The 18,840-nt window shown below is 43.6% G+C and carries 31 protein-coding genes; all 31 read left to right on the top strand.

Annotated elements, in window-relative coordinates:
* Complete coding sequence (locus tag AC0TWI_RS10805) at positions 1–717, top strand: AAA family ATPase (protein WP_488126359.1); 717 nt, start codon at positions 1–3, stop codon at positions 715–717.
* Positions 717–1,184 (top strand): DUF669 domain-containing protein, encoded by a 468-nt coding sequence (locus tag AC0TWI_RS10800; RefSeq protein ID WP_488126358.1) that lies wholly within the window; start codon positions 717–719, stop codon positions 1,182–1,184. Before AC0TWI_RS10805 ends, AC0TWI_RS10800 begins: the two co-directional genes overlap by 1 nt.
* A gap of 85 nt (positions 1,185–1,269) precedes the next feature.
* Positions 1,270–1,503 carry a hypothetical protein gene (locus tag AC0TWI_RS10795; protein ID WP_488126357.1) on the top strand — a complete coding sequence of 78 codons (234 nt, stop codon included), beginning with the start codon at positions 1,270–1,272 and terminating at the stop codon, positions 1,501–1,503.
* Between the two features lie 50 nt (positions 1,504–1,553).
* Positions 1,554–2,540, top strand: coding sequence for a DNA-methyltransferase (locus tag AC0TWI_RS10790; RefSeq protein WP_488126356.1), 987 nt, complete (start codon positions 1,554–1,556; stop codon positions 2,538–2,540).
* Positions 2,541–2,575: 35 nt separating this feature from the next.
* On the top strand, positions 2,576–3,097 hold the full coding sequence (locus AC0TWI_RS10785) for a hypothetical protein (RefSeq protein ID WP_488126355.1): 522 nt from the start codon (positions 2,576–2,578) through the stop codon (positions 3,095–3,097).
* Positions 3,090–3,665: a hypothetical protein gene (locus tag AC0TWI_RS10780; RefSeq protein ID WP_488126354.1), complete on the top strand. Its 576-nt coding sequence runs from the start codon at positions 3,090–3,092 to the stop codon at positions 3,663–3,665. Before AC0TWI_RS10785 ends, AC0TWI_RS10780 begins: the two co-directional genes overlap by 8 nt.
* Positions 3,662–3,901 (top strand): hypothetical protein, encoded by a 240-nt coding sequence (locus AC0TWI_RS10775; protein WP_488126353.1) that lies wholly within the window; start codon positions 3,662–3,664, stop codon positions 3,899–3,901. Before AC0TWI_RS10780 ends, AC0TWI_RS10775 begins: the two co-directional genes overlap by 4 nt.
* A gap of 180 nt (positions 3,902–4,081) precedes the next feature.
* On the top strand, positions 4,082–4,441 hold the full coding sequence (locus tag AC0TWI_RS10770; protein WP_488126352.1) for a hypothetical protein: 360 nt from the start codon (positions 4,082–4,084) through the stop codon (positions 4,439–4,441).
* Positions 4,441–4,701 carry a hypothetical protein gene (locus AC0TWI_RS10765; RefSeq protein WP_488126351.1) on the top strand — a complete coding sequence of 87 codons (261 nt, stop codon included), beginning with the start codon at positions 4,441–4,443 and terminating at the stop codon, positions 4,699–4,701. The genes AC0TWI_RS10770 and AC0TWI_RS10765 overlap by 1 nt, the downstream gene beginning before the upstream one ends.
* A gap of 82 nt (positions 4,702–4,783) precedes the next feature.
* Positions 4,784–5,107 (top strand): MazG-like family protein, encoded by a 324-nt coding sequence (locus AC0TWI_RS10760; protein ID WP_488126350.1) that lies wholly within the window; start codon positions 4,784–4,786, stop codon positions 5,105–5,107.
* Between the two features lie 22 nt (positions 5,108–5,129).
* Positions 5,130–5,318 (top strand): hypothetical protein, encoded by a 189-nt coding sequence (locus AC0TWI_RS10755; RefSeq protein WP_488126349.1) that lies wholly within the window; start codon positions 5,130–5,132, stop codon positions 5,316–5,318.
* 40 nt (positions 5,319–5,358) lie between these two features.
* Complete coding sequence (locus AC0TWI_RS10750; protein WP_488126348.1) at positions 5,359–7,689, top strand: phage/plasmid primase, P4 family; 2,331 nt, start codon at positions 5,359–5,361, stop codon at positions 7,687–7,689.
* Positions 7,690–7,979: 290 nt separating this feature from the next.
* Positions 7,980–8,408, top strand: a complete 429-nt coding sequence (locus AC0TWI_RS10745) for a hypothetical protein (RefSeq protein ID WP_488126347.1) — start codon at positions 7,980–7,982, stop codon at positions 8,406–8,408.
* Positions 8,409–8,520: 112 nt separating this feature from the next.
* Entirely contained in the window at positions 8,521–9,060 is a 540-nt protein-coding gene (locus AC0TWI_RS10740; RefSeq protein ID WP_488126422.1) for an ERCC4 domain-containing protein, read from the top strand.
* Positions 9,061–9,090: 30 nt separating this feature from the next.
* Positions 9,091–9,273, top strand: a complete 183-nt coding sequence (locus tag AC0TWI_RS10735) for a hypothetical protein (protein ID WP_488126346.1) — start codon at positions 9,091–9,093, stop codon at positions 9,271–9,273.
* Between the two features lie 49 nt (positions 9,274–9,322).
* Entirely contained in the window at positions 9,323–9,721 is a 399-nt protein-coding gene (locus tag AC0TWI_RS10730) for a hypothetical protein (protein ID WP_488126345.1), read from the top strand.
* Between the two features lie 224 nt (positions 9,722–9,945).
* Positions 9,946–10,464 carry a hypothetical protein gene (locus tag AC0TWI_RS10725; protein ID WP_488126344.1) on the top strand — a complete coding sequence of 173 codons (519 nt, stop codon included), beginning with the start codon at positions 9,946–9,948 and terminating at the stop codon, positions 10,462–10,464.
* 9 nt (positions 10,465–10,473) lie between these two features.
* Positions 10,474–10,749 carry a hypothetical protein gene (locus tag AC0TWI_RS10720; RefSeq protein WP_488126343.1) on the top strand — a complete coding sequence of 92 codons (276 nt, stop codon included), beginning with the start codon at positions 10,474–10,476 and terminating at the stop codon, positions 10,747–10,749.
* 30 nt (positions 10,750–10,779) lie between these two features.
* The gene (locus AC0TWI_RS10715; RefSeq protein ID WP_488126342.1) at positions 10,780–11,070 is read left to right on the top strand and encodes an HNH endonuclease; all 291 of its coding nucleotides are present in this window, start codon (positions 10,780–10,782) and stop codon (positions 11,068–11,070) included.
* 86 nt (positions 11,071–11,156) lie between these two features.
* The gene (locus AC0TWI_RS10710; protein ID WP_488126341.1) at positions 11,157–11,546 is read left to right on the top strand and encodes a P27 family phage terminase small subunit; all 390 of its coding nucleotides are present in this window, start codon (positions 11,157–11,159) and stop codon (positions 11,544–11,546) included.
* On the top strand, positions 11,543–13,294 hold the full coding sequence (locus tag AC0TWI_RS10705; RefSeq protein ID WP_488126340.1) for a terminase large subunit: 1,752 nt from the start codon (positions 11,543–11,545) through the stop codon (positions 13,292–13,294). The genes AC0TWI_RS10710 and AC0TWI_RS10705 overlap by 4 nt, the downstream gene beginning before the upstream one ends.
* A gap of 18 nt (positions 13,295–13,312) precedes the next feature.
* Positions 13,313–14,521: a phage portal protein gene (locus AC0TWI_RS10700; RefSeq protein WP_488126339.1), complete on the top strand. Its 1,209-nt coding sequence runs from the start codon at positions 13,313–13,315 to the stop codon at positions 14,519–14,521.
* A complete protein-coding gene (locus AC0TWI_RS10695; protein ID WP_488126338.1) occupies positions 14,514–15,092 on the top strand; it encodes an HK97 family phage prohead protease in 579 nt (192 codons plus the stop codon). The genes AC0TWI_RS10700 and AC0TWI_RS10695 overlap by 8 nt, the downstream gene beginning before the upstream one ends.
* Positions 15,085–16,395 carry a phage major capsid protein gene (locus AC0TWI_RS10690; RefSeq protein ID WP_488126337.1) on the top strand — a complete coding sequence of 437 codons (1,311 nt, stop codon included), beginning with the start codon at positions 15,085–15,087 and terminating at the stop codon, positions 16,393–16,395. The genes AC0TWI_RS10695 and AC0TWI_RS10690 overlap by 8 nt, the downstream gene beginning before the upstream one ends.
* 32 nt (positions 16,396–16,427) lie before the next feature.
* Complete coding sequence (locus AC0TWI_RS10685) at positions 16,428–16,613, top strand: hypothetical protein (RefSeq protein ID WP_488126336.1); 186 nt, start codon at positions 16,428–16,430, stop codon at positions 16,611–16,613.
* Complete coding sequence (locus AC0TWI_RS10680; protein WP_488126335.1) at positions 16,600–16,923, top strand: hypothetical protein; 324 nt, start codon at positions 16,600–16,602, stop codon at positions 16,921–16,923. Before AC0TWI_RS10685 ends, AC0TWI_RS10680 begins: the two co-directional genes overlap by 14 nt.
* Positions 16,916–17,218, top strand: a complete 303-nt coding sequence (locus tag AC0TWI_RS10675; protein ID WP_488126334.1) for a phage head closure protein — start codon at positions 16,916–16,918, stop codon at positions 17,216–17,218. The genes AC0TWI_RS10680 and AC0TWI_RS10675 overlap by 8 nt, the downstream gene beginning before the upstream one ends.
* Positions 17,211–17,576 carry an HK97 gp10 family phage protein gene (locus AC0TWI_RS10670; RefSeq protein ID WP_488126333.1) on the top strand — a complete coding sequence of 122 codons (366 nt, stop codon included), beginning with the start codon at positions 17,211–17,213 and terminating at the stop codon, positions 17,574–17,576. The genes AC0TWI_RS10675 and AC0TWI_RS10670 overlap by 8 nt, the downstream gene beginning before the upstream one ends.
* Positions 17,573–17,887, top strand: a complete 315-nt coding sequence (locus AC0TWI_RS10665) for a hypothetical protein (RefSeq protein ID WP_488126332.1) — start codon at positions 17,573–17,575, stop codon at positions 17,885–17,887. Before AC0TWI_RS10670 ends, AC0TWI_RS10665 begins: the two co-directional genes overlap by 4 nt.
* Before the next feature lies 1 nt (position 17,888).
* Complete coding sequence (locus AC0TWI_RS10660) at positions 17,889–18,461, top strand: major tail protein (protein ID WP_488126331.1); 573 nt, start codon at positions 17,889–17,891, stop codon at positions 18,459–18,461.
* A 3-nt stretch (positions 18,462–18,464) separates the two neighbouring features.
* The gene (locus tag AC0TWI_RS10655; protein WP_488126330.1) at positions 18,465–18,815 is read left to right on the top strand and encodes a hypothetical protein; all 351 of its coding nucleotides are present in this window, start codon (positions 18,465–18,467) and stop codon (positions 18,813–18,815) included.
* Positions 18,816–18,840 lie beyond the last annotated feature (25 nt).

Here is an 18,840-nt window from a genome sequence, read left to right as displayed (position 1 = left end):
TTGACACAACAATTTGATTTCAGCACTCAAAATGCAACTGAGATCGTGAAGCAAGGAAAAACATATTTACTCTATGCGAATCCAGGCATGGGCAAGACACATACATTGCGCTTTCTCCCAGGTAAAACATTAGTGCTTGATATTGATAGAACTTCACAAGTGTTGAAAGGCGAAAAGAACATTGAAATTATCTACGTCGACAATCAAAACACTTGGGAGTATTGGGAAGCATTATTGACACATCTTCAAACGATAAAAGGACAGTTCGACAATATCGCAATTGACAATGTATCGGAGTTGGAACGTTGTTTGTTATCACATCTTGGCTTCATTGGCCGTAACCAAGGTGTTCCCGCACAAGGTGACTATCAAAAGATGCAGTTCCGCGTGGTCAATAGTTTTCGCTGGATGAAGAATCTAGCCGATCGCATCGTATTTACGGCATGGGAAACAACGGACCTTTATACGACAGCAGAGGGCCAGCAATACAATCGATCGTATCCGCAAATTAACGGCAAGATCTTGAATAATGTACTCGGTCTGTGCGATGTCGTCGGTCGCTTGATGATTAATCAAGAAGGTGAACGTGGTTTTGTGTTAGAGGGTACAAACAGCATTTATGCAAAGAACCAATTGGACAACCGAAAGGGATGCAAACAGGATGATATTTTCCTTTTGCCTTCCACAAATAATGAAACTACAGGAGGAAAACAATAATGTCATTTTTCAAATTTGATGAAGAAAACGTTGGTACAGGATTTGAGTTGGTCGAGGAAGGAAAGTATGAAGCGACCATTTTGAATGCAGAAGCAGGGAAAACGCAAGCCGGTAAAGATAAATTAAATGTGGATTTTGAAATTCGAAGTGATGTGCCGCAAAAACATCAGGGCGCAAAGGTACTCTACAATACTTTCACATTTGAACATGAAGTGTCTGTGAGGATTGTTAATTCATTGATTAAGGCATGCGGGTTTCCGAATGGCCATCCGTTCAGTTCTGCGCAGGATATGGCTAATCAGTTAATCAATAAACACCTATGCATTACGGTCAAGCATGAAGATTATACAAAAGATGGGCAGAAACGTACCGCTGCTAAAGCCAAATATTATGATGTTTCGGCTGTAAATCCACCGGCCCAGGTAGGATCACCAATCCAAGTTGGCGATGAAGATCTACCATTCTAATAAAAATTTCATAGAGAGGTCTGTTTTTACGGACTTCTCTTTTTTATACCCAAAAATCGACTTTCGAGCATGAAAGGATGACGGAATGAGCTACTTTTACACAGAAATCAACGGTGTAAATCGTGAAGAAGTTGACCGGCGAGTCAACGATCTGATTGGAAGAGGATTTGAAGTCGTTTCTCGGGCTGAACAATCAGAAACAAAAACCATCTACAAACAGACTGACTCAATTGGACGGAGTAAGAGGGCGTTTGACCATAGGGCAGATTATCAAAAACATACGGTTGTAATGCGCCGGAAGAAACTTGAAAAAGCGTAGACACGGATTCAGCAAGGGTGGAAGGTTACTCGGTAGAAGGAGGGTGGGAAATGGAGTCCAATAAAATCTATCAAGGTCATTGTCTCAAAGTGCTCCGAGCGTTTCCGGATAAGGCTGTAAATACTGTTGTCACAAGCCCTCCATACTGGGGATTGCGAGATTATGGGGTGGATGAGCAGATCGGCTTAGAAAGCTCAGTTGACGAGTATGTAATGACCCTCGTTGAAGTGTTCGCTGAGGTAAAAAGGGTGCTCCGGGATGATGGGACATTGTGGCTGAATCTTGGAGATTCTTACGCCGGGAGTGGTCGGGGAAGAAATGCAGATGGGCAAGGGAATCCAGGTAATAATCATATGCAATCAGCTGGACAAACGCACGGTATTGTTTCAGTTGCAAAAAGTGTAGAAGGGCTTAAACCAAAGGATTTAATTGGTCTGCCATGGAGGGTCGCTTTTGCTCTACAGGCTGACGGATGGTATTTACGCCAGGACATCATTTGGAGCAAGTCGAATCCGATGCCGGAGAGCGTAACCGACCGCCCAACAAAATCACATGAATACATCTTTCTGCTATCGAAATCACCGTCTTATTATTACGACCATGAGGCTATCAAGGAACAAGCGATTTACCGTCCGATCGACGATCCTCCTCGGGGATCTCGAGGGGCATTTGGGCCGCCGCAGAATAATCGTCGTGAAGATAAAAAGCGAGGTTCATTTGGCGGGAAGTATGGAGACGAAGCATTCCGGGCAATTCGACCAAAACGGAATAAGCGATCTGTTTGGAATGTTTCTACTAAGCCACTAAGAGAGGCCCACTTCGCAACTTTTCCGCAAGACTTAATCGAGCCATGTATTTTAGCCGGCGCCCCAGAAGGCGGAATAGTATTGGACCCATTCTTCGGATCCGGAACGACAGGACTTGTATCTCTGAGGTATGGACGGAAATTCGTCGGAATCGAACTTAACCCGGAATATATCAAGATTGCGGAAAAGCGTCTGGATAATGTGCAGCTGGAGCTTATTAATTCATTGTAAAGCGAATGCGATTCAATTTAAGGAGGTGGGAGGAAATGAAAGAATATGCAGTCTATAAAGGCGATGACCTAATCTGTATGGGAACAGCTGAAGAATGTGCTTCCCATTTGGGAGTTACACCGGAATACATCAAGTGGATGACCACGCCGACTGGTAAGAAACGACTGGCTGCCAGAAAGAGGCCGGAACGATGCATGACAGCCGAAGTGTTAGAAGTGGAAAAAGATGATCCCGTAATACTAGAAGTTGAATTCGACGAAAACGGATATGCCATTATTCCAGAGGAAATTTACGAGGAAGGAAAGAAAAACGGTATCAATCGCGATAATGTTTATCAGCGCATTAACTCATACTTTTGGACAGCAGAAGAGGCAGTTACCGTCCCAGTCGGTCAACCGAGAGATCCTCTCCGTAGGTTGGCCTTGAAGAATGGATTGACATTGAAACAGTATTCCCGTCGACTTTATGACGGTATGGATCCAGTGAAGGCAGCGACTACTCCAATTGATAAAAAAAGAAGTGAATTGATTAAGAGAGGGAGGAAAAAGAATGGCTGAAAAAATCAAGATTACTCAGGAGCAGGCGGAAGCGCTCAGGTTATACAGACGGAATGGGCACAGAATGGAAGAGTTTGTAGTACACGGCGCTAGAGGTTTTAATGATGCATACGAGCCATTGAAAGGACTTCCTGTAGATGTCATGGCCCGCCTGTTGTACGAGCCAGGGAGCTTTGAGGTTGAAGAGGAAGAATACAAGATTGGGGATCCGGTGAAATATAAAAATTTTGAAGGAAAGTGGATTTACGGGACAATTGAAAGATTTTGTGGCAATTCCGCAATTTGTAGGCCATGGAGTGACGGCGGAACTGGCGGGATGCCTGTTCCAGAACTGAAGCGGCAGACTCCCGAAGAAATCAAAGCCGAGCAGGAACGGCGGGTGTGGGCGAAGATCGGCAGGAAGCCGGGGGAAGTAAAATTCGGGGATAAATACTCTGTCATCGGATGTCACTACACTATCGAAGATGCTTTCGATATGCATGTATTTAAAGACAACTATGAGAGCGGTATCGTAAGAAAATTCTATCCGGTCGAATCTGCCGTTGAGTTTGGGGGTGGGGAGGAATGAGCAACGAGAAAACTAATTGGCTTCCGGTAAACGTGACTTATTTCAAACCGTCAGGAAAGTATTATAGCGAAATCGACTTTTTGTTAGCGAATGACATTTCATACTATGACCGCAGAGAACAATTGACAGAGCTGATAAACGGAAAATTCCCTAACAGCACATTTACCTTTGTCTCTTTAGATTCGGCAGTTCTGGGCTTCCCTTACATGAAAGTAGGTGAATCCCATGACAACTAAAATCAGTGTGGAGAACGCCACTATAAACGTCCTTATGGAAATCGACGGAAACATATATTTAGTTGCTATGGGAACGGCTCATCGCGACGCAATTACTACATTAGCGAAAGTGTCTGCAAAGACAATATTTCCAACGAATAAGACCCAGGCAGAGTTAAATAAGTTTCTTGGGGTGAAAAAATGACAACTGAAACGAATGCAGAACGTTTGCAACGGATAAAGCGGAATCACGAAGGTTTAGTTGCTTACACGGCTGACATTGGAAGTAATGTTATAAACCTTCCGCGAATCAATTCCGATATGGCCTTCCTCATCGAACGAGTGCAGGAGTTGGAAACACGGAATCAGGAGATAGTCGATTTAAATGACATTACTCCTTGTGAAAATGAAATGTTGAAACAAGAAAACGCCCGTCTGCGGGAAGCGTTGAAAAGCGTACAGAATCAGCTTTTTACAGTTCGCGGCCGAAATACTGACCACGACAACGAAATCACTGGACTATGCATAGAGATAAAGCAAGCCCTGGCAGGTGAACCCTAATGAAGCACAGAAGCCGCAGCGCCGGTTTTTATAAAGACGGCAGCCGGCACTTCATGGAAATGAGACAGACCGGCAACGCGCTCCCTCGCCCTGCAAGAATCCAAATCCATAAATGGTATTGGGAGGACGTCGGCGGCGTTAAAGGATGGGAGACTGTCCGGATTTATCACAATATTTTTCATGATTGGGACTACGCGGACGCGGTATTCGATGAAATTCTAAGGCGGGCAGACAAAAAGAAGGCAGGTGAATCGGAGTGAAAAACATCATTGCAAACAATCCAGTTACACCGGAAATGGTTGCTGAACTGATTCGGAAAATGGATAAGCAAGGAGTATCAAAATGACAGAAAAAATGAACGAACTCACAGATAAAATCGAACAATGGGCCAAGGAAAGAAATTTACACACTGCCGATCCCACCAAGCAAATTTTAAAGCTTGGTGAGGAGTTCGGTGAGTTATGCGCCGCGATGGCACGGGGTGACGAGTGGGCTACGTCAGATGCCATTGGTGACATATTTGTCGTATTGACCATTCTCTCACTACAAGAAGGCTTAACCATTGAGGCATGTGTAGAAGCCGCATTCGAAGAAATCAAAGACCGTAAAGGCAAGATGATAAACGGTGTTTTTGTAAAAGAAGAGGATTTAAGTAATCAGCAGTAGACAAATAATGTGGAGGATGTGAATGGCATTGGATATTAGAATTACGCCTTCAAAAGCGAAAGAAATATTGGAGATGGAAACCGACTGGGATAAAGAATTTGCAGAAGAAGACCCAAGTTATAAAGAAGGTTATATCGCAGGCATGAAAGATTTCTTGGCAATCCTTAACCTAACTAAAAAAGATATACAAGGTGCAGTCAAAAATAAATAATGAACAGTACGAACACAAAGCAAAAAACAGGAGGGCAGCAATGAAGGATTCCTATGATTTTAATGCCATCCCCGCTGAGTTAAAAGCCCTTCCTCAATGGATACTTTGGCGAAGTGAAAAAAAGGGTGGACGCTATACAAAAGTGCCGTACCAGGTCGATGGTGAATTGGCTCAGGCAAACAACCGGCGTACTTGGTCCACTTTTGCAACAGCAGTGAAATTTTACTTGCAAGACAATTATGACGGCATCGGCTTTGTATTTAGCAGGCAGGACAATTACATCGGCATTGATATAGATAACTGTGTTGTGGATGGCAAGCCGAATGCCTTCGCAACAGAAATCATCGATACATTGGACAGCTACACGGAATTTTCTCCAAGTGGTAAAGGGCTGCACATCATCATCAAGGGTGGCCTTCCACAGAATGTTATGGGTACGGGCCGTAAAAATGCGAAACATGGTTTGGAAATCTACTCTTACGGCCGTTATTTCACCTTTACCGGCAACCGCGAAAATTCGAATGATGTCTACGATCGGACCGATGAGCTGGCGGAGGTCTTTGAAAAGTATTTTGATGATAGCGACATACAGGGCCGCGTCAATCTGGCCGACTTTGAAAAAGATGATATAAAAATATCAAATGAAGCACTGTGGGAAAGAATGTTTCGTTCGAAAAGTGGCGATGAGATTCGCGCGCTCTACAACGGCAATTTGATAAACGGTGATCACTCGTCCAGCGATCTGGCATTGTGCAATTACCTGGCATTCTGGACCGGTAAATCAGCCACGCGCATGGATGCCATGTTTCGGGAAACCGGTCTGCTGCGTGACAAATGGGACGTCATCCATTTCCGGGAGACGAATGAAACATATGGAGAACGGACGATTGCGGAAGCCATTTCCTCCACAACTTCCACAATATTGGACCAGCAGCAATACGATGAATTTTCCTTCGACTTCCTGGAAGGTGATGCAGCTGCAGAGGAAAAGCCGAAAAAGAAGTTTCGTCTCACCGAACTTGGAAATGCTGAACGGATCGCTTATGAATACGGCCATACCATCAAATATGTAGATGACATGGGCTGGCTGATATGGGACGGCAAGCGTTGGAAGTTCGATAACAAAAAAGAAATCGAGCGCATTACCGCAAAAGTGCTGCGCGGTTTGTATAAATCGGAGGATGAGGCGGAAACGAAATGGGCGAGAATGTGCGAACGCCGGAACATCCGGATGAACAGTATCAAAGACTTGATGCCATTAGTTCCGGGTGAACGAGGGGAATTTGACCGGCACAAATATTTGTTCAACGTCGAAAACGGGATTCTTGATCTGAAAACAGGCAAGCTGCAGCCGCACGATCGTGAACTGAAAATTACTCAAATGGCAGCCATAGAATTCGATGAAAAAGCAAAATGCCCGACATGGCTGAAATTCTTGGATCAAATATTTTTGGGCGACAAAGACCTGATCGAGTACATGCAGCGATTAGTTGGATATTCCCTTACCGGCGATATTTCAGAGCAATCGATGTATTTCCTGGTAGGTGGAGGCTCCAACGGAAAATCGACGTTTGTGAATACGATCAAAAAAATAATGGGTGATTACGGTCTTCAAACTAACTCCGACACTTTTATCAAGAAAAAAGATACTGGCGCGAATAATGATATTGCCAGGTTAGCCAATGCGAGATTTGTTTCTGCAGTGGAATCGGAAGAAGGAGAAAAACTCCAGGAGTCACTTGTCAAAACAATTACAGGGGGCGAGCCGATCCTGGCCCGCTTCCTACGGCAAGAGTTTTTCGAGTACATTCCGGAATTCAAAGTTTTCTTCACGACAAATCATAAGCCGATTATTGGTGGAGTGGACGATGGAATCTGGCGGCGTGTGAAAATCATACCGTTCAATTTGAGTCTCAAGCCACATCAGCGAGACAAGAAATTAGAAGAGAAATTATCGCTCGAAATGCCGGGCATCTTCAATTGGCTTGTGGAAGGCTGCTTGAAGTGGCAGCAGTCGGGATTGAAAGAGCCAAAGGTCGTAGCAGATGCAACAGGCAATTACAAGGAGGATATGGACATTCTGGCTCCTTTCCTCAATGAAGTTTGCTATATCGATGAACCGAAAAATGAAGCAATCATGATTGAAGCAAAGGAATTGTACAAGGTCTATGACAACTGGTGCTTCAAATCAGGTGAGCGCACTTTGGGGAATCGGTCCTTATACCGCATGCTGGAAACAAAAGGGTACGGAAAGACAAAAGGAAGTGGAAATAAGACATTTTTAACAGGAATTACCTTGAAAGAGCGCGCACCAGTTACTAAAGGAGTTACTGAAAACGAAGAAAAGGGCTTTTTTAAGCTCACTCAATAACTTTTCCGGCGTTCAGTAACTTTTAATAACTTTTCATAAAGTCAGTAGTATCAAGGGTTAGAGTTACCTTTTATGTTATTTAGTTATTTTAGTTATTGGTTTTCTATATAACTAAAAAAATAAAATAATATATATAAGTATATTAGGAGCAGTAATACCCTTTTCCCGATAATTATAATAACTAAAGTGGCTCAAACCCTTGAGGCTCTAAGGCTAAATGCAGTTATTGTTCAGTAACTTTCGGTAACTTATGGCCTTTTTCAGTAACTTTCAATAACTGAGGTGATCGAATGCAAGTTTTGAGAGTTTTATCATTTATATGGAAATCCGGCGCTGAAATTTACCGTGATGAATCAGATGGACGGCTGGCGTTGAAAAATGCGAATCAGGTACCAAAGGAAGTATTGGAAGCAGCTGGACCAATTTTCGACCAGATCGATGCTTGGTATAAAAGTTGGGAAAATGAATCTGCTGAAAATATCACCATCAGGAAGATGATCCATCATCATTGCGGCTGGCAAGAAAACGAGAAATTAAATCAATGGTTACTTTCCGTTGATGCGGATCTTATCTATTTTGATGACTGGATGTGCGTGCTGGCCAGGAATGGATGGAAAGATATTTACGAAGATTACCGGCAGTATGAAAATGATGAATCAAATAAAATGAAAAAAATATTATACGAACGTGCCATTTCATGGGCTAGTCGAAATAAGTAGTTTAGAAGCGTTTCTAGGCGTTTTAAGTCGAAATAGACTCATAGTATTCAAAATGATTTAAAACGCCAAAAATGAAGCGCTGGGCATGACAGAAACGAAGGGAGTAAGCAAGGTGATCCGTTACCATTATACTGAAACAGAATTGAACAAAATACTTAAGACGATGACGATTGTCGTTGATACCCGTGAGAATGTGAATGGGCACATACTCGACTATTTACGCAGCAAGAATGTTCCCATCAAAATACAGGCGTTGAAAACCGGCGATTACTCGGCCATGATCCCAGCCAATCCGGATCTCGGCATTCAACGTGATTTGTATTTGAACAGCTGCATTGAACGCAAAGCTCATATCGACGAAATCACAGGCAACTTGCAGAAGGACACACGCACAGCATTTGAAAATGAATTGATCCGGGCCAGCCAGAATCCCTTTGTCTTGATTGTGGAAGACAAGGACGGATATGAAGCGATTCTGAAAGGTAAGTACCGATCGAGATATGACCCGAAAGCGTTGCTCGGTACGCTCAAGACATTCGAAGCCCGATACAATTTCTCCATTGTGTTCCTGGACAAGCTATACAGTGGCAACTATATCTATCATCATTTTTATTATCAGATGAGGGAGCATTTAAAACGTGGGGCGTTTTAGACGGATGATGTGACATAAGGAGTGAAGAAAATGTTGAGAATTTATACAACAAAAGAGCAATTTTTATTCGAGGGTGAAGATGCAGTAAATGTTCACAACGCCATTGATGCTGCCGGTGCAAGGGGGGCTAACTGGACTATCCCAATCAAACTAGAATGCGGAAAGAGTATAACTTTCGTTCTACCAAACATTATTGCTTTCGAATACGACTGATACACATTTCGAAGAAAATGTAATGCAATAACAAAGGCAGGTGAGCAAGATGTTCGATTGGCTGAAAGACTATCGAGAAATTGAAATAGAAATTATGCAGTTGGAAAACGATCTCGTCCGTTCAAAACGGGAACTGTATCGCTGGACCAGTGGCGATCTGCAGAAAGTCAGACTTGCAGAGGATTCGATAGCATCCGGATTAGAAGAAAGAATCGAAGCCATGGAATTCAACTTGGCTCATAAAATGAATGACCTTTTCGATATTAAACGGATGGTTCAGAAATTTAATTTAGTGGACCATCAAATTTTATACGGTCGATACATCGAGGGGAAAACGTTCGATGAAATAGCTGATGATCTCGGTTATAGCAAAGGCACGATTTATAACAAACACGCTATGCTCATGAAGGTTGTCGGATATCTGAAAGAATTTAGCGCGGTTGAATAATTCATTTAGTTTTCATTAAATTATAATCAAAAGACACTGAATGAAACCATTGTAAAACCGCGATATAGTAATAGCATAAAGAACTGAGGATTTAGCGTACAGAAAGCCTCCTTAACGAAGCCGCCTGTCTTGCAGCAGGCGGTATTTTATACACTGACATATTGCATTAATCTTCCATATGACAGACAATTAACCTACAAACAATCATGTAGGGGGATTGCGTCATGAAAAAATGGATGCTCTTAATCGCTGCAGCAGTATTGCTTTCCGGATGCGTGCAATATAAAGACGGAAAGCCAGTGGATGAGCCGGCAAAGAAAGAAGCGGAACCGGCAGCAGTTGAGAAAGAATCCGATCCGAGTGAATGGGATGACATGAAAGACCAGGACAAGATCATCGGCAAGAGCGACAAGGATTTCAAGAAGCTGACAAAGTCGAAGCCTGGCAAGGTTCTGAATGACAAGACAGGCAAATGGAAAAAGACCAGACTGTCAGAGAATGCGAACATTGAAGAATACCTTCTGTCTTATCATGATCTGTACATGAAGGATGACGAGATTCATTACATCATCAACTTCGTGAATAACACTACGACGGTCGTAAGAAAGATGAACGGCCTGATCACCGCAGAGGTTCACGAACGTGTGGAGAAAGAAGAACACGACGCTGCCACGATTGGTTCCGGCATGTTATTAAAAAGCTACACGATCTATCCGGATGGAGATATAGAAGAAACGGAATGAGGTGAGATTGTGGAAGGTACACTCATATCATGCGACGAATGCAACAAGCCATTTAATCTGCAGGTGAAGGAACGCAATCATCCTGGCAAAGTGACTGAGGCATACATCCAGTGTCCGCATTGCGAGTCAGAGTTCATCTCGTATGTTGTGGATGAACACGTCAGGAGAGAGCAGCAGGAGATCAAGAAGCTGCACGAAAGATACATCAAGCGTAAGGCAAAGCTATCAGAGTACATGGCAAAGCTGAAGGCAGACATGATTGATAAGCGAGAGGCATCCGTTTAATCGGGTGTCTTTTTATTTGGAGTGAATCAAATGTCGTTCTATAAGACTAAACAATGGCTTCGCAAACGTGATCTTGCATTACGTCGAGATCAATACGAATGCAGAGAGTGTAAACGATATGGCAAAACAACGCCAGCGACAACCGTTCATCATATCTATCCATTGCTAGACTACCCACAGTTTCGTTTACTTCTTGCAAACTTATTAAGCCTTTGTGGTCCTTGTCACAACCAGATGCATGACAGAGTAACGGACGCATTAACAGAGAAGGGGTTACGGTGGAAGGAAAAGACCCGGTTATCCCCCCCTCTAATTATCTGACAATTTCACGTATCCTTAGACCGGTGAGTGGAGCCTTTTCCAATAGAACGACTAATTAAATTTTCAAAAGGGGGTGTGCCAGTATCTTGGCAAGGTTATTATCGAAAAAACAATTGAAAAACAGAGTAGTTGCTGACATGAAACATTTGGGAGTTTACCGTGAGAACTTTGAACACACAATTGATGTTTATGTCGGGATGCTGGCGCAGTACCAAGCTTTTGAACAGCAATTTGAAGAATCCGGTTATCAAATTACAACTGAGTATACCAACAAGGCTGGCGCAACAAATGATAGAAAGACACCGATTTATTCTGCGATGGAATCATTGCGAAAAGATCTAGCAACATACTCAAATTTACTCTGTATTAATCCGAAATCATTTGAGTCTGTAAAAAAACGAGAGGTTCCGGTTCGTAAAAAAGAGACTGAAAAACCACAATCCAAATTGGTTCAGGCACTGGGTGAGGATCCGTGAGCAAATTTATTAATCAAGACATTGTTTTCAACTATGCCACCTCAATTGTGGAGGGCAAGAAAGTCGCATGCAAAGAAACAATACAAATGTGCAAGCGGTTTTTTCGTGATTTGGAAAACCCTAACTATGATTTCAATCCTAAAAATGCTGAGTTTGTTATAAGGATCATAGAAAAAACATTCGTGCATCAAAAAGGCGAAGACATGAATGGCTACCCGCTGAGAGGTAAGCCTTTTTTATTGGAACCATGGCAGAAATTCACAGTCTATAATTTGCTGGGATTCTACCATAAGGGGACAATCCTGAGAAAATACAAAGAAGCATTTATCATGTTAACTCGGAAACAAGGGAAGACCCCTTTCATGTCTGCTCTTGCCTGGGGGCTCGGATTGCTTGAGAGAAAATCGGGTGCTGAAATAATTGTGGTAGGCGCACAACTGAAACAAGCAATGCAAAGTTTCAACTTCCTCCTCTACAATTTGAAAGAAATGGGCGAGGCGGAAAATTTCCGTATTCTCGACAACAACCAGGAGCACAGCATCAGCGGAAACCTCGGGGATGGCTATATGAGGATTGAGACGATCGCTGGAAATAGTGATCGGATGGACAGTTTGAATACTCTCATTCAAATATTGGACGAGCTGCACCTTTATAAAAATGCCAGCCAGTACAATACTATCCGTGAATCTGGCAAAGCTTACCGAAACAGCCTTTGCATCGGCATCACGACAGCTGGAGACAATCCGAATAGTTTCTGTTTTAACCGGATGAAATATTGCCAGAAGGTTTTAGATGGATCCGCAAAAGACGAGCAGCTTTTCGTCTTTATCACGAAAGCAGATGAAGATGAAAACGGCGATGTTGATTATACGAATCCAATCGAACACGAAAAAGCGAATCCCAATTACAATGTTTCCGTTTCTGCTGCTGAATTAATGAGCGACGCTATTGAAGCTCAAAACGATCCGCAACAAAGAAAAGCGTTTTTAGCAAAGTCTTTGAACATATATACATCTGCTATGAAGGCATACTTTAATCCGGATGAATTTATTTTATCTAATGCCAAATGTGAAGAACGGCTGAAGCTGACAGGTAAAACATTGAAAGAAAAGTTGCAAGTATTGGCCAACCTACCGATTGACTGGTACGGAGGCGCGGATTTATCCAAGCGACATGATTTAACAGCAACTGCCCTTTATGGCCATTACAGAGGGATGGATATAGTCATCCCACATGCCTTTTTCCCTATTGTAGCCGCGCATGAGAAAGCGGATGTGGATAACATTCCTCTATTTGGGTGGAAGGATGACGGTTGGCTCACCATGTCAAATAACCCGATTGTCGACTATCAAGAGATAGTTAAATGGTTCATGAAAATGCGGGAAATGAAATTCCGAATAAAACAGACAGGCTTCGATAGAAAGTTCGGACGAGAATTTTTCTTAACGATGAAAAAAGAAGGTTTCCGAATAGAAGACACGCCACAACTATTCTACTTGAAATCAGAAGGCTTCCGACGAATCGAAACAAAGGCTAAGGACGGGAATTTTTATTATCTCGGTTCTGAAGCCTTTTTATATTGTCTGCAAAACGTCAGAGGGATTGAGCAAACCGATGACGCAATCAAATATGAAAAAGTTTTAGATACACAGCGGATTGACGTTTTCGATGCTGCTGTTTTTTCTTGTATGCAAATGCTCAAAAATTTAGAGCGTGCCAGTTCAGCAAATAAGTGGCTGAGCAACTGATTTGAAAGGGGTGAGTTAATGAGTTGGTTTCGAACGCTTTTCGGTTTCGAAAGGCAAAAAATAAGGTCAGAGCCATCTGCAGATTCTGCTCTTGGATGGTTCACATCCACGGATGCCTATGACACATTATGCGTGCCTGGCTATACCCGGCTGGTCGATAATCCGGAAGTCAGAATTGCAGTCGATAAGATTGCAGATCTGATTTCTTCCATGACGATTCACCTGATGAAAAACACAGATAATGGCGATATTCGTTTGAAAAATGAACTATCCCGCAAAATCGACATTAATCCATACAGTCTGATGACTCGCAAAGCATGGATGTACAATATTGTTCGCACGATGCTGTTGGAAGGTGACGGAAATTCTGTTGTTTTTCCAAAGATGGAGGATGGCTATATTTCAGAGTTGATCCCGCTGCAACCATCCAAAGTGTCATTTCTGGCGACTGATACAGCTTATAATGTCCGTTACGGCAGCCGGTTATATAGCTATGATGAAATATTGCATTTCACTATTAATCCGGATCCGGACAAGCCGTGGATGGGAACGGGATATCGTATACCGCTGAAGGAAATCACAAGAAATTTGAAGCAGGCTACTGCCACAAAGAATTCTTTCATGAGCGGCAAATACATGCCGACTCTCATTGTAAAAGTCGATTCTCTCAATGATGAGTTGACCACGAAGGAAGGTAAGAAGGCTGTTTATGAGAAGTATCTGACTGCGCATGAAGCTGGGGCGCCGTGGATTATCCCGGCAGAACTATTGGATGTCCAACAGGTGAAACCGTTAAGCCTTACGGACCTGGCCATAAATGAAGCGGTCGAATTAGACAAGAAAACTGTCGCGGGCATCATTGGTGTGCCGGCGTTTTTTCTTGGTGTGGGGAAGTTTGACAAGAATGAATACAACAGCTGGATCAATTCGAAGATTCTCCCTCTCGCAAAGAGTATCGAGCAGGAACTGACAAGAAAACTGCTGTACAGTCCTGATTTGTATTTCAAGTTCAATCCTAGATCACTGTATGCATACGACCTGAAAGAATTGGCAGATGTGGGCTCGAATCTTTATATCCGCGGGATTATGGAAGGTAACGAAGTCCGCGATTGGATTGGGTTGTCACCGAAAGAAGGGCTGGACGAATTGGTCATCCTTGAAAACTTTATTCCAGCCAACATGATTGGCGATCAAAGCAAGCTGAAGGGCGGTGAGAAGAATGAATGATCGAGAATTTAAAAGGCAAACTCGCAGCCTTTCCACGGATTTGCAGACCAGAGCAGAAGATGAAGACATGGTAATCGAAGGGTATTTTGCCGTTTTTAACAGCGAAACGGAGTTATGGCCGGGCGCTTATGAGGAAATTGCTCCAGGAGCTTTCGGCAATACGATTTCGAATGATGTACGAGCCTTGATTGACCATGAGACACGTGCGGTGCTTGGTCGGACTAAAGCTGGAACGCTCGAGTTGAAGGTGGACAACCGGGGGTTATGGGGTTCTATTAAAATCAACCCAAATGACAGCGATGCGGTTAACCTGTATCAGCGGGTGAAGCGGGGTGACGTGGACCAATGCTCCTTCGGTTTCAATATTATCCGGGAGTCTACCGATTTTCGAGATGACGGCACGGTGAAGTGGACAATTGAAGAAATCGACTTGCATGAGGTTTCCGTCGTAACGTTCCCGGCCTATTTAGACACTGGCGTTCAGGCACGTAAGAAAGAAGTCGAGCAGCACGAGAAACGAATGCTTGAACAACGAAAAAACAAACTGAAGGAGAGATTGAAGCATGCTTAAACAAATTTTACTGCAACGAAAAATCGAGCAAAGGAAGTCGCTGCTGGCTGAATTGAAAGGTAAGGATGGCGATTTTGAGAAACGATCGAAGGATCTCGAAGCTGCCATCGATGAAGCGGAAACCGATGAGGAAATTGCTGCAGTCGAAGAAGAAGTCGAAAAGATAGATTCAGAGAAATCGGAGCACGGCGAGCAAAAATCCAAGCTAGAAGGTGAAATCAGTGAGCTTGAGGGCGAACTGGAGGAACTAAATGCCAATGCACCTACAAACAATGAAGACCAGCGAAGCAAAGCACCAACAAATCACACCCGTAAATCGGAAGGAGAGACAAGAATGAAAGTGAACAAATATGAAACTCGCTCGGAAATGCTTGAACGCTTAAACATTGAGGAAGTGCGTGATTTCTACTCTAAAGTATCAGAAGCAGCATTAAACAAACGTGCTCTTACGGAAACAAACCTATTGATCCCAGAGCAAGTCATCAATATGATTCAGACTCGTTTGGGTGATTACTCCACACTTTACCGTGAAGTCACTGTCCAGACGCTTAACGGTACGGCTCGGATTATCATGGACGGTGCGATTCCGGAAGCCATCTGGACAGAAATGTGTGATCCTGTGGAAGAACTGGCCACATCGTTCAGCCAGACAGAATTGGACGGTTTCAAAGTCGGCGGCTTCATTCCGGTATGTAATGCAGTCTTGGAAGACAGCATGATCAATTTGGCAAACTTCATTGAGGATCGCTTGGCTATGGCAATTGCGAAATCACTCGATAAAGCAATCCTAATTGGTGAAGGCCCTACAAAGAAGCAGCCAACAGGGGTTGTAACGGCTCTTAAGTCGGTAACAGAGAAAAATACAACGTCTGACGGTACGCTTGGCGACATTGTGGGCAACATGGCTCTCCTTGATACAGGCGAGGATGGAGCTGCCATTGGTGAGGTAATCGCCGTAATGAAACGCAGCACCTATTATGCGAAACTTGCTCCACAGACGTTCTTGCCGACTGCAGACGGACGCCTAGTCGTTCAAACAGCTCAATCACCACGCCTGCCGGATGGTACACGTATCGTATTCTCTCAATACGCTCCGGAAAACACAATCGTCATGGGAGATTTTAAGAAGTATCTTCTTGGTGAACGCGCCGGTGTGAAGTTGGCTGTCTCTACCGATGTCCGCTTCATCCAAGATCAAACAGTGTTCAAAGGTACAGCACGTTACGATGGCAAACCAATCTACAACGATGCATTTGTTGTCATCACTCTTGGAGAAGCAGCAGAACAGCCAGCAGGAGCTTGATTCATATCAAAGTTAATTAAGGGGTGATTGCGTTGACTAAATATGTAGTAATCAAAGACTTCACTGACTTACAGGACAACAATCACGTTTACCGAGAGGGTGACAAGTACCCGCGCAAAGGCAATGCAACCAAAAAACGTGCTGAGGAACTTTCTTCCACGAAAAACAAACGGAAGGAAGCTGTAATCAAAGAAGTTGATGAAAATGACAAAGGATGAATTCATCGAAAAGGCATTGGAACTAACCAAAGCGCGACTCGGAATTAGCACTAAAATCCGGGACGCGCTTTTGCGTAATGCTGTCGAATCAGTTGTGGAGGAATTGGAAGATGAGAAGGGGCTGACTCTCAAATACGACAGCCCTCTCCATCTTGATTTCGTGAAGGACTATGCCACCTGGAGGTATCAATCAGTGGGCGATTCACAATTGTCTGCTGCCAGGGTTCCCTTGGCCATGCCGCGGCACCTGCAGTTCAGACTCCACAATCTCGTGATTCATCAGCAGGCGAGAGGTGAGGCGAATGTATGATCACGAATTAGTTCTGATCGGCAGTGGCTATGTGGAGGACGATTTGGGAAATCAGGTACCTTCGCAGACCAAGCGGTCCATCTTATGCAAAGTTAACTCCATCGGCAGAAATGAGTTCTATGCAGCTGCTTCTTCAAACTTACGGCCGGAGCTTGTCTTCACTATTCACAGATATGAGTATGAAGGCGAGCGAAAGGTAGAGTTTGATGGAAAGCAGTATTCAGTATTGCGGACCTATGCAGCCGACTTTGAGGAACTGGAATTGACGTGTGAGAGGGTGGGCGCTGATGGCTAAAGTTTCTCTTGATGGCATCGCATCAGAAATCACAAAGGCGCTCCAGGATTACACCTCAGACGTAGAGGAAGGTCTCGAAAAAGCAAAAGAGAAGGCCGCCAAAGACGGAGCGAAGATGCTGAAAATGGTTAGTCCTAAAGGGAAGACTGGCAAATATGCTAAAGGCTGGCGAGCGGTAAGGAATGGCAAAGGATGGGTCATCCACAATGCGTCCCGGTATCAGATTGCCCACTTACTCGAGAAAGGCCATGTAAAAAAAGGTGGGGGCAGGGTACCAGGAAAGGTACACATTGCTCCTGTGGAAGAATTGGTCATTAAACAATTTGAAAGCGATGTAGAGAAGGTGATACGAAGGTGACGCTAGTTGAATTAAAGAAGCTACTTGATGCCACGGGGTTCCCGGTGGCTTATTCGCATTTTATGGAAGCAAAGCCGGTCCCATATATCACATATCTCGTGACCTATTCGCCGAATTTCCAAGCGGATAACCAAACGTATCACAAAATTAATGCTGTTGATATTGAGCTTTACACCAACAAAAAGGATCTGGCTGCTGAAGCGGTCCTTGAAACTATCTTGGACGCTAATGAAATTCCTTATGAACCGGTTGAAACTTATATCGAATCAGAACAGCTATTCCAAAAAATATACGAAGTGAGGATGATCTAACATGGCAGGAAATAAAGTCAACTTTGGACTGAAAAACGTCCACTATGCAACCTATACAGAAACAGATGGAACGATTACCTATGATAAACCGATCCGTATCCCAGGAGCTGTCGATATTACGCTGGATCCGCGTGGTGACATGGTGGAATTTTACGCAGATGATATTCTCTTCTATTCTGCATCGAATAACCAAGGTTATGACGGCACGCTGACCATTGCGAATATCCCAGAGCAATTTGCAATCGATGCGCTAGGAGAGGACAAGGATGAGACGGACATGGTACTCACAGAAAAGGCAGACGCCAAGCAGAAACCATTCGCATTGCTATTCGAGTTTGATGGTGATGTCAAAGCGACGAGGCATGTGCTTTATAACTGCTCCGCAAACCGTCCAACCGTTTCTGGAGAGACCAAAACGGCCACAGCTGATCCAAGCACGAACAGCCTGACTTTCGTTGCCAGCCCGCGTGAAACAGATTACGCAGTAAAAACCAAAACCACACCAACGACACCAGCTGAAGTTTATAACGCTTGGTACTCAAAAGTATACGAAAAAACACCAGCGGGGGTTTGATGAATGGAAAAAACATTAACAATTGACGGCCGTGATGTCCGTTTTAAGTCCACAGCAGCTACTCCATTACGTTATAAAGCGCAATTCCAGAAGGATTTCTTTGCTGATCTGATCAGCTTGGAATCTTTAAGGAAAATACAGACTGACAGTGGTGAGATTAACTATGCAGCACTTCAAAAGATAGACTTCGAGGTGCTTTATAACCTATTCTGGGTGTTTGCTAAAACGGCAGACAAGGCTATCCCCGATCCGATAACTTGGCTCGATGGATTTAGTGAGTTTCCGATTTTCGAGCTACTCCCGGAAATACAGGATTTAATCACGATGAATCTTAAACAATCTAAAAAAAAATAGAGTCTAGCGGAGAAAGTCCTGGTGA

It is taken from the genome of Lederbergia sp. B243.17 (genome assembly GCF_057657925.1).
This window is presented reverse-complemented; position numbering and strand designations above follow the sequence as displayed.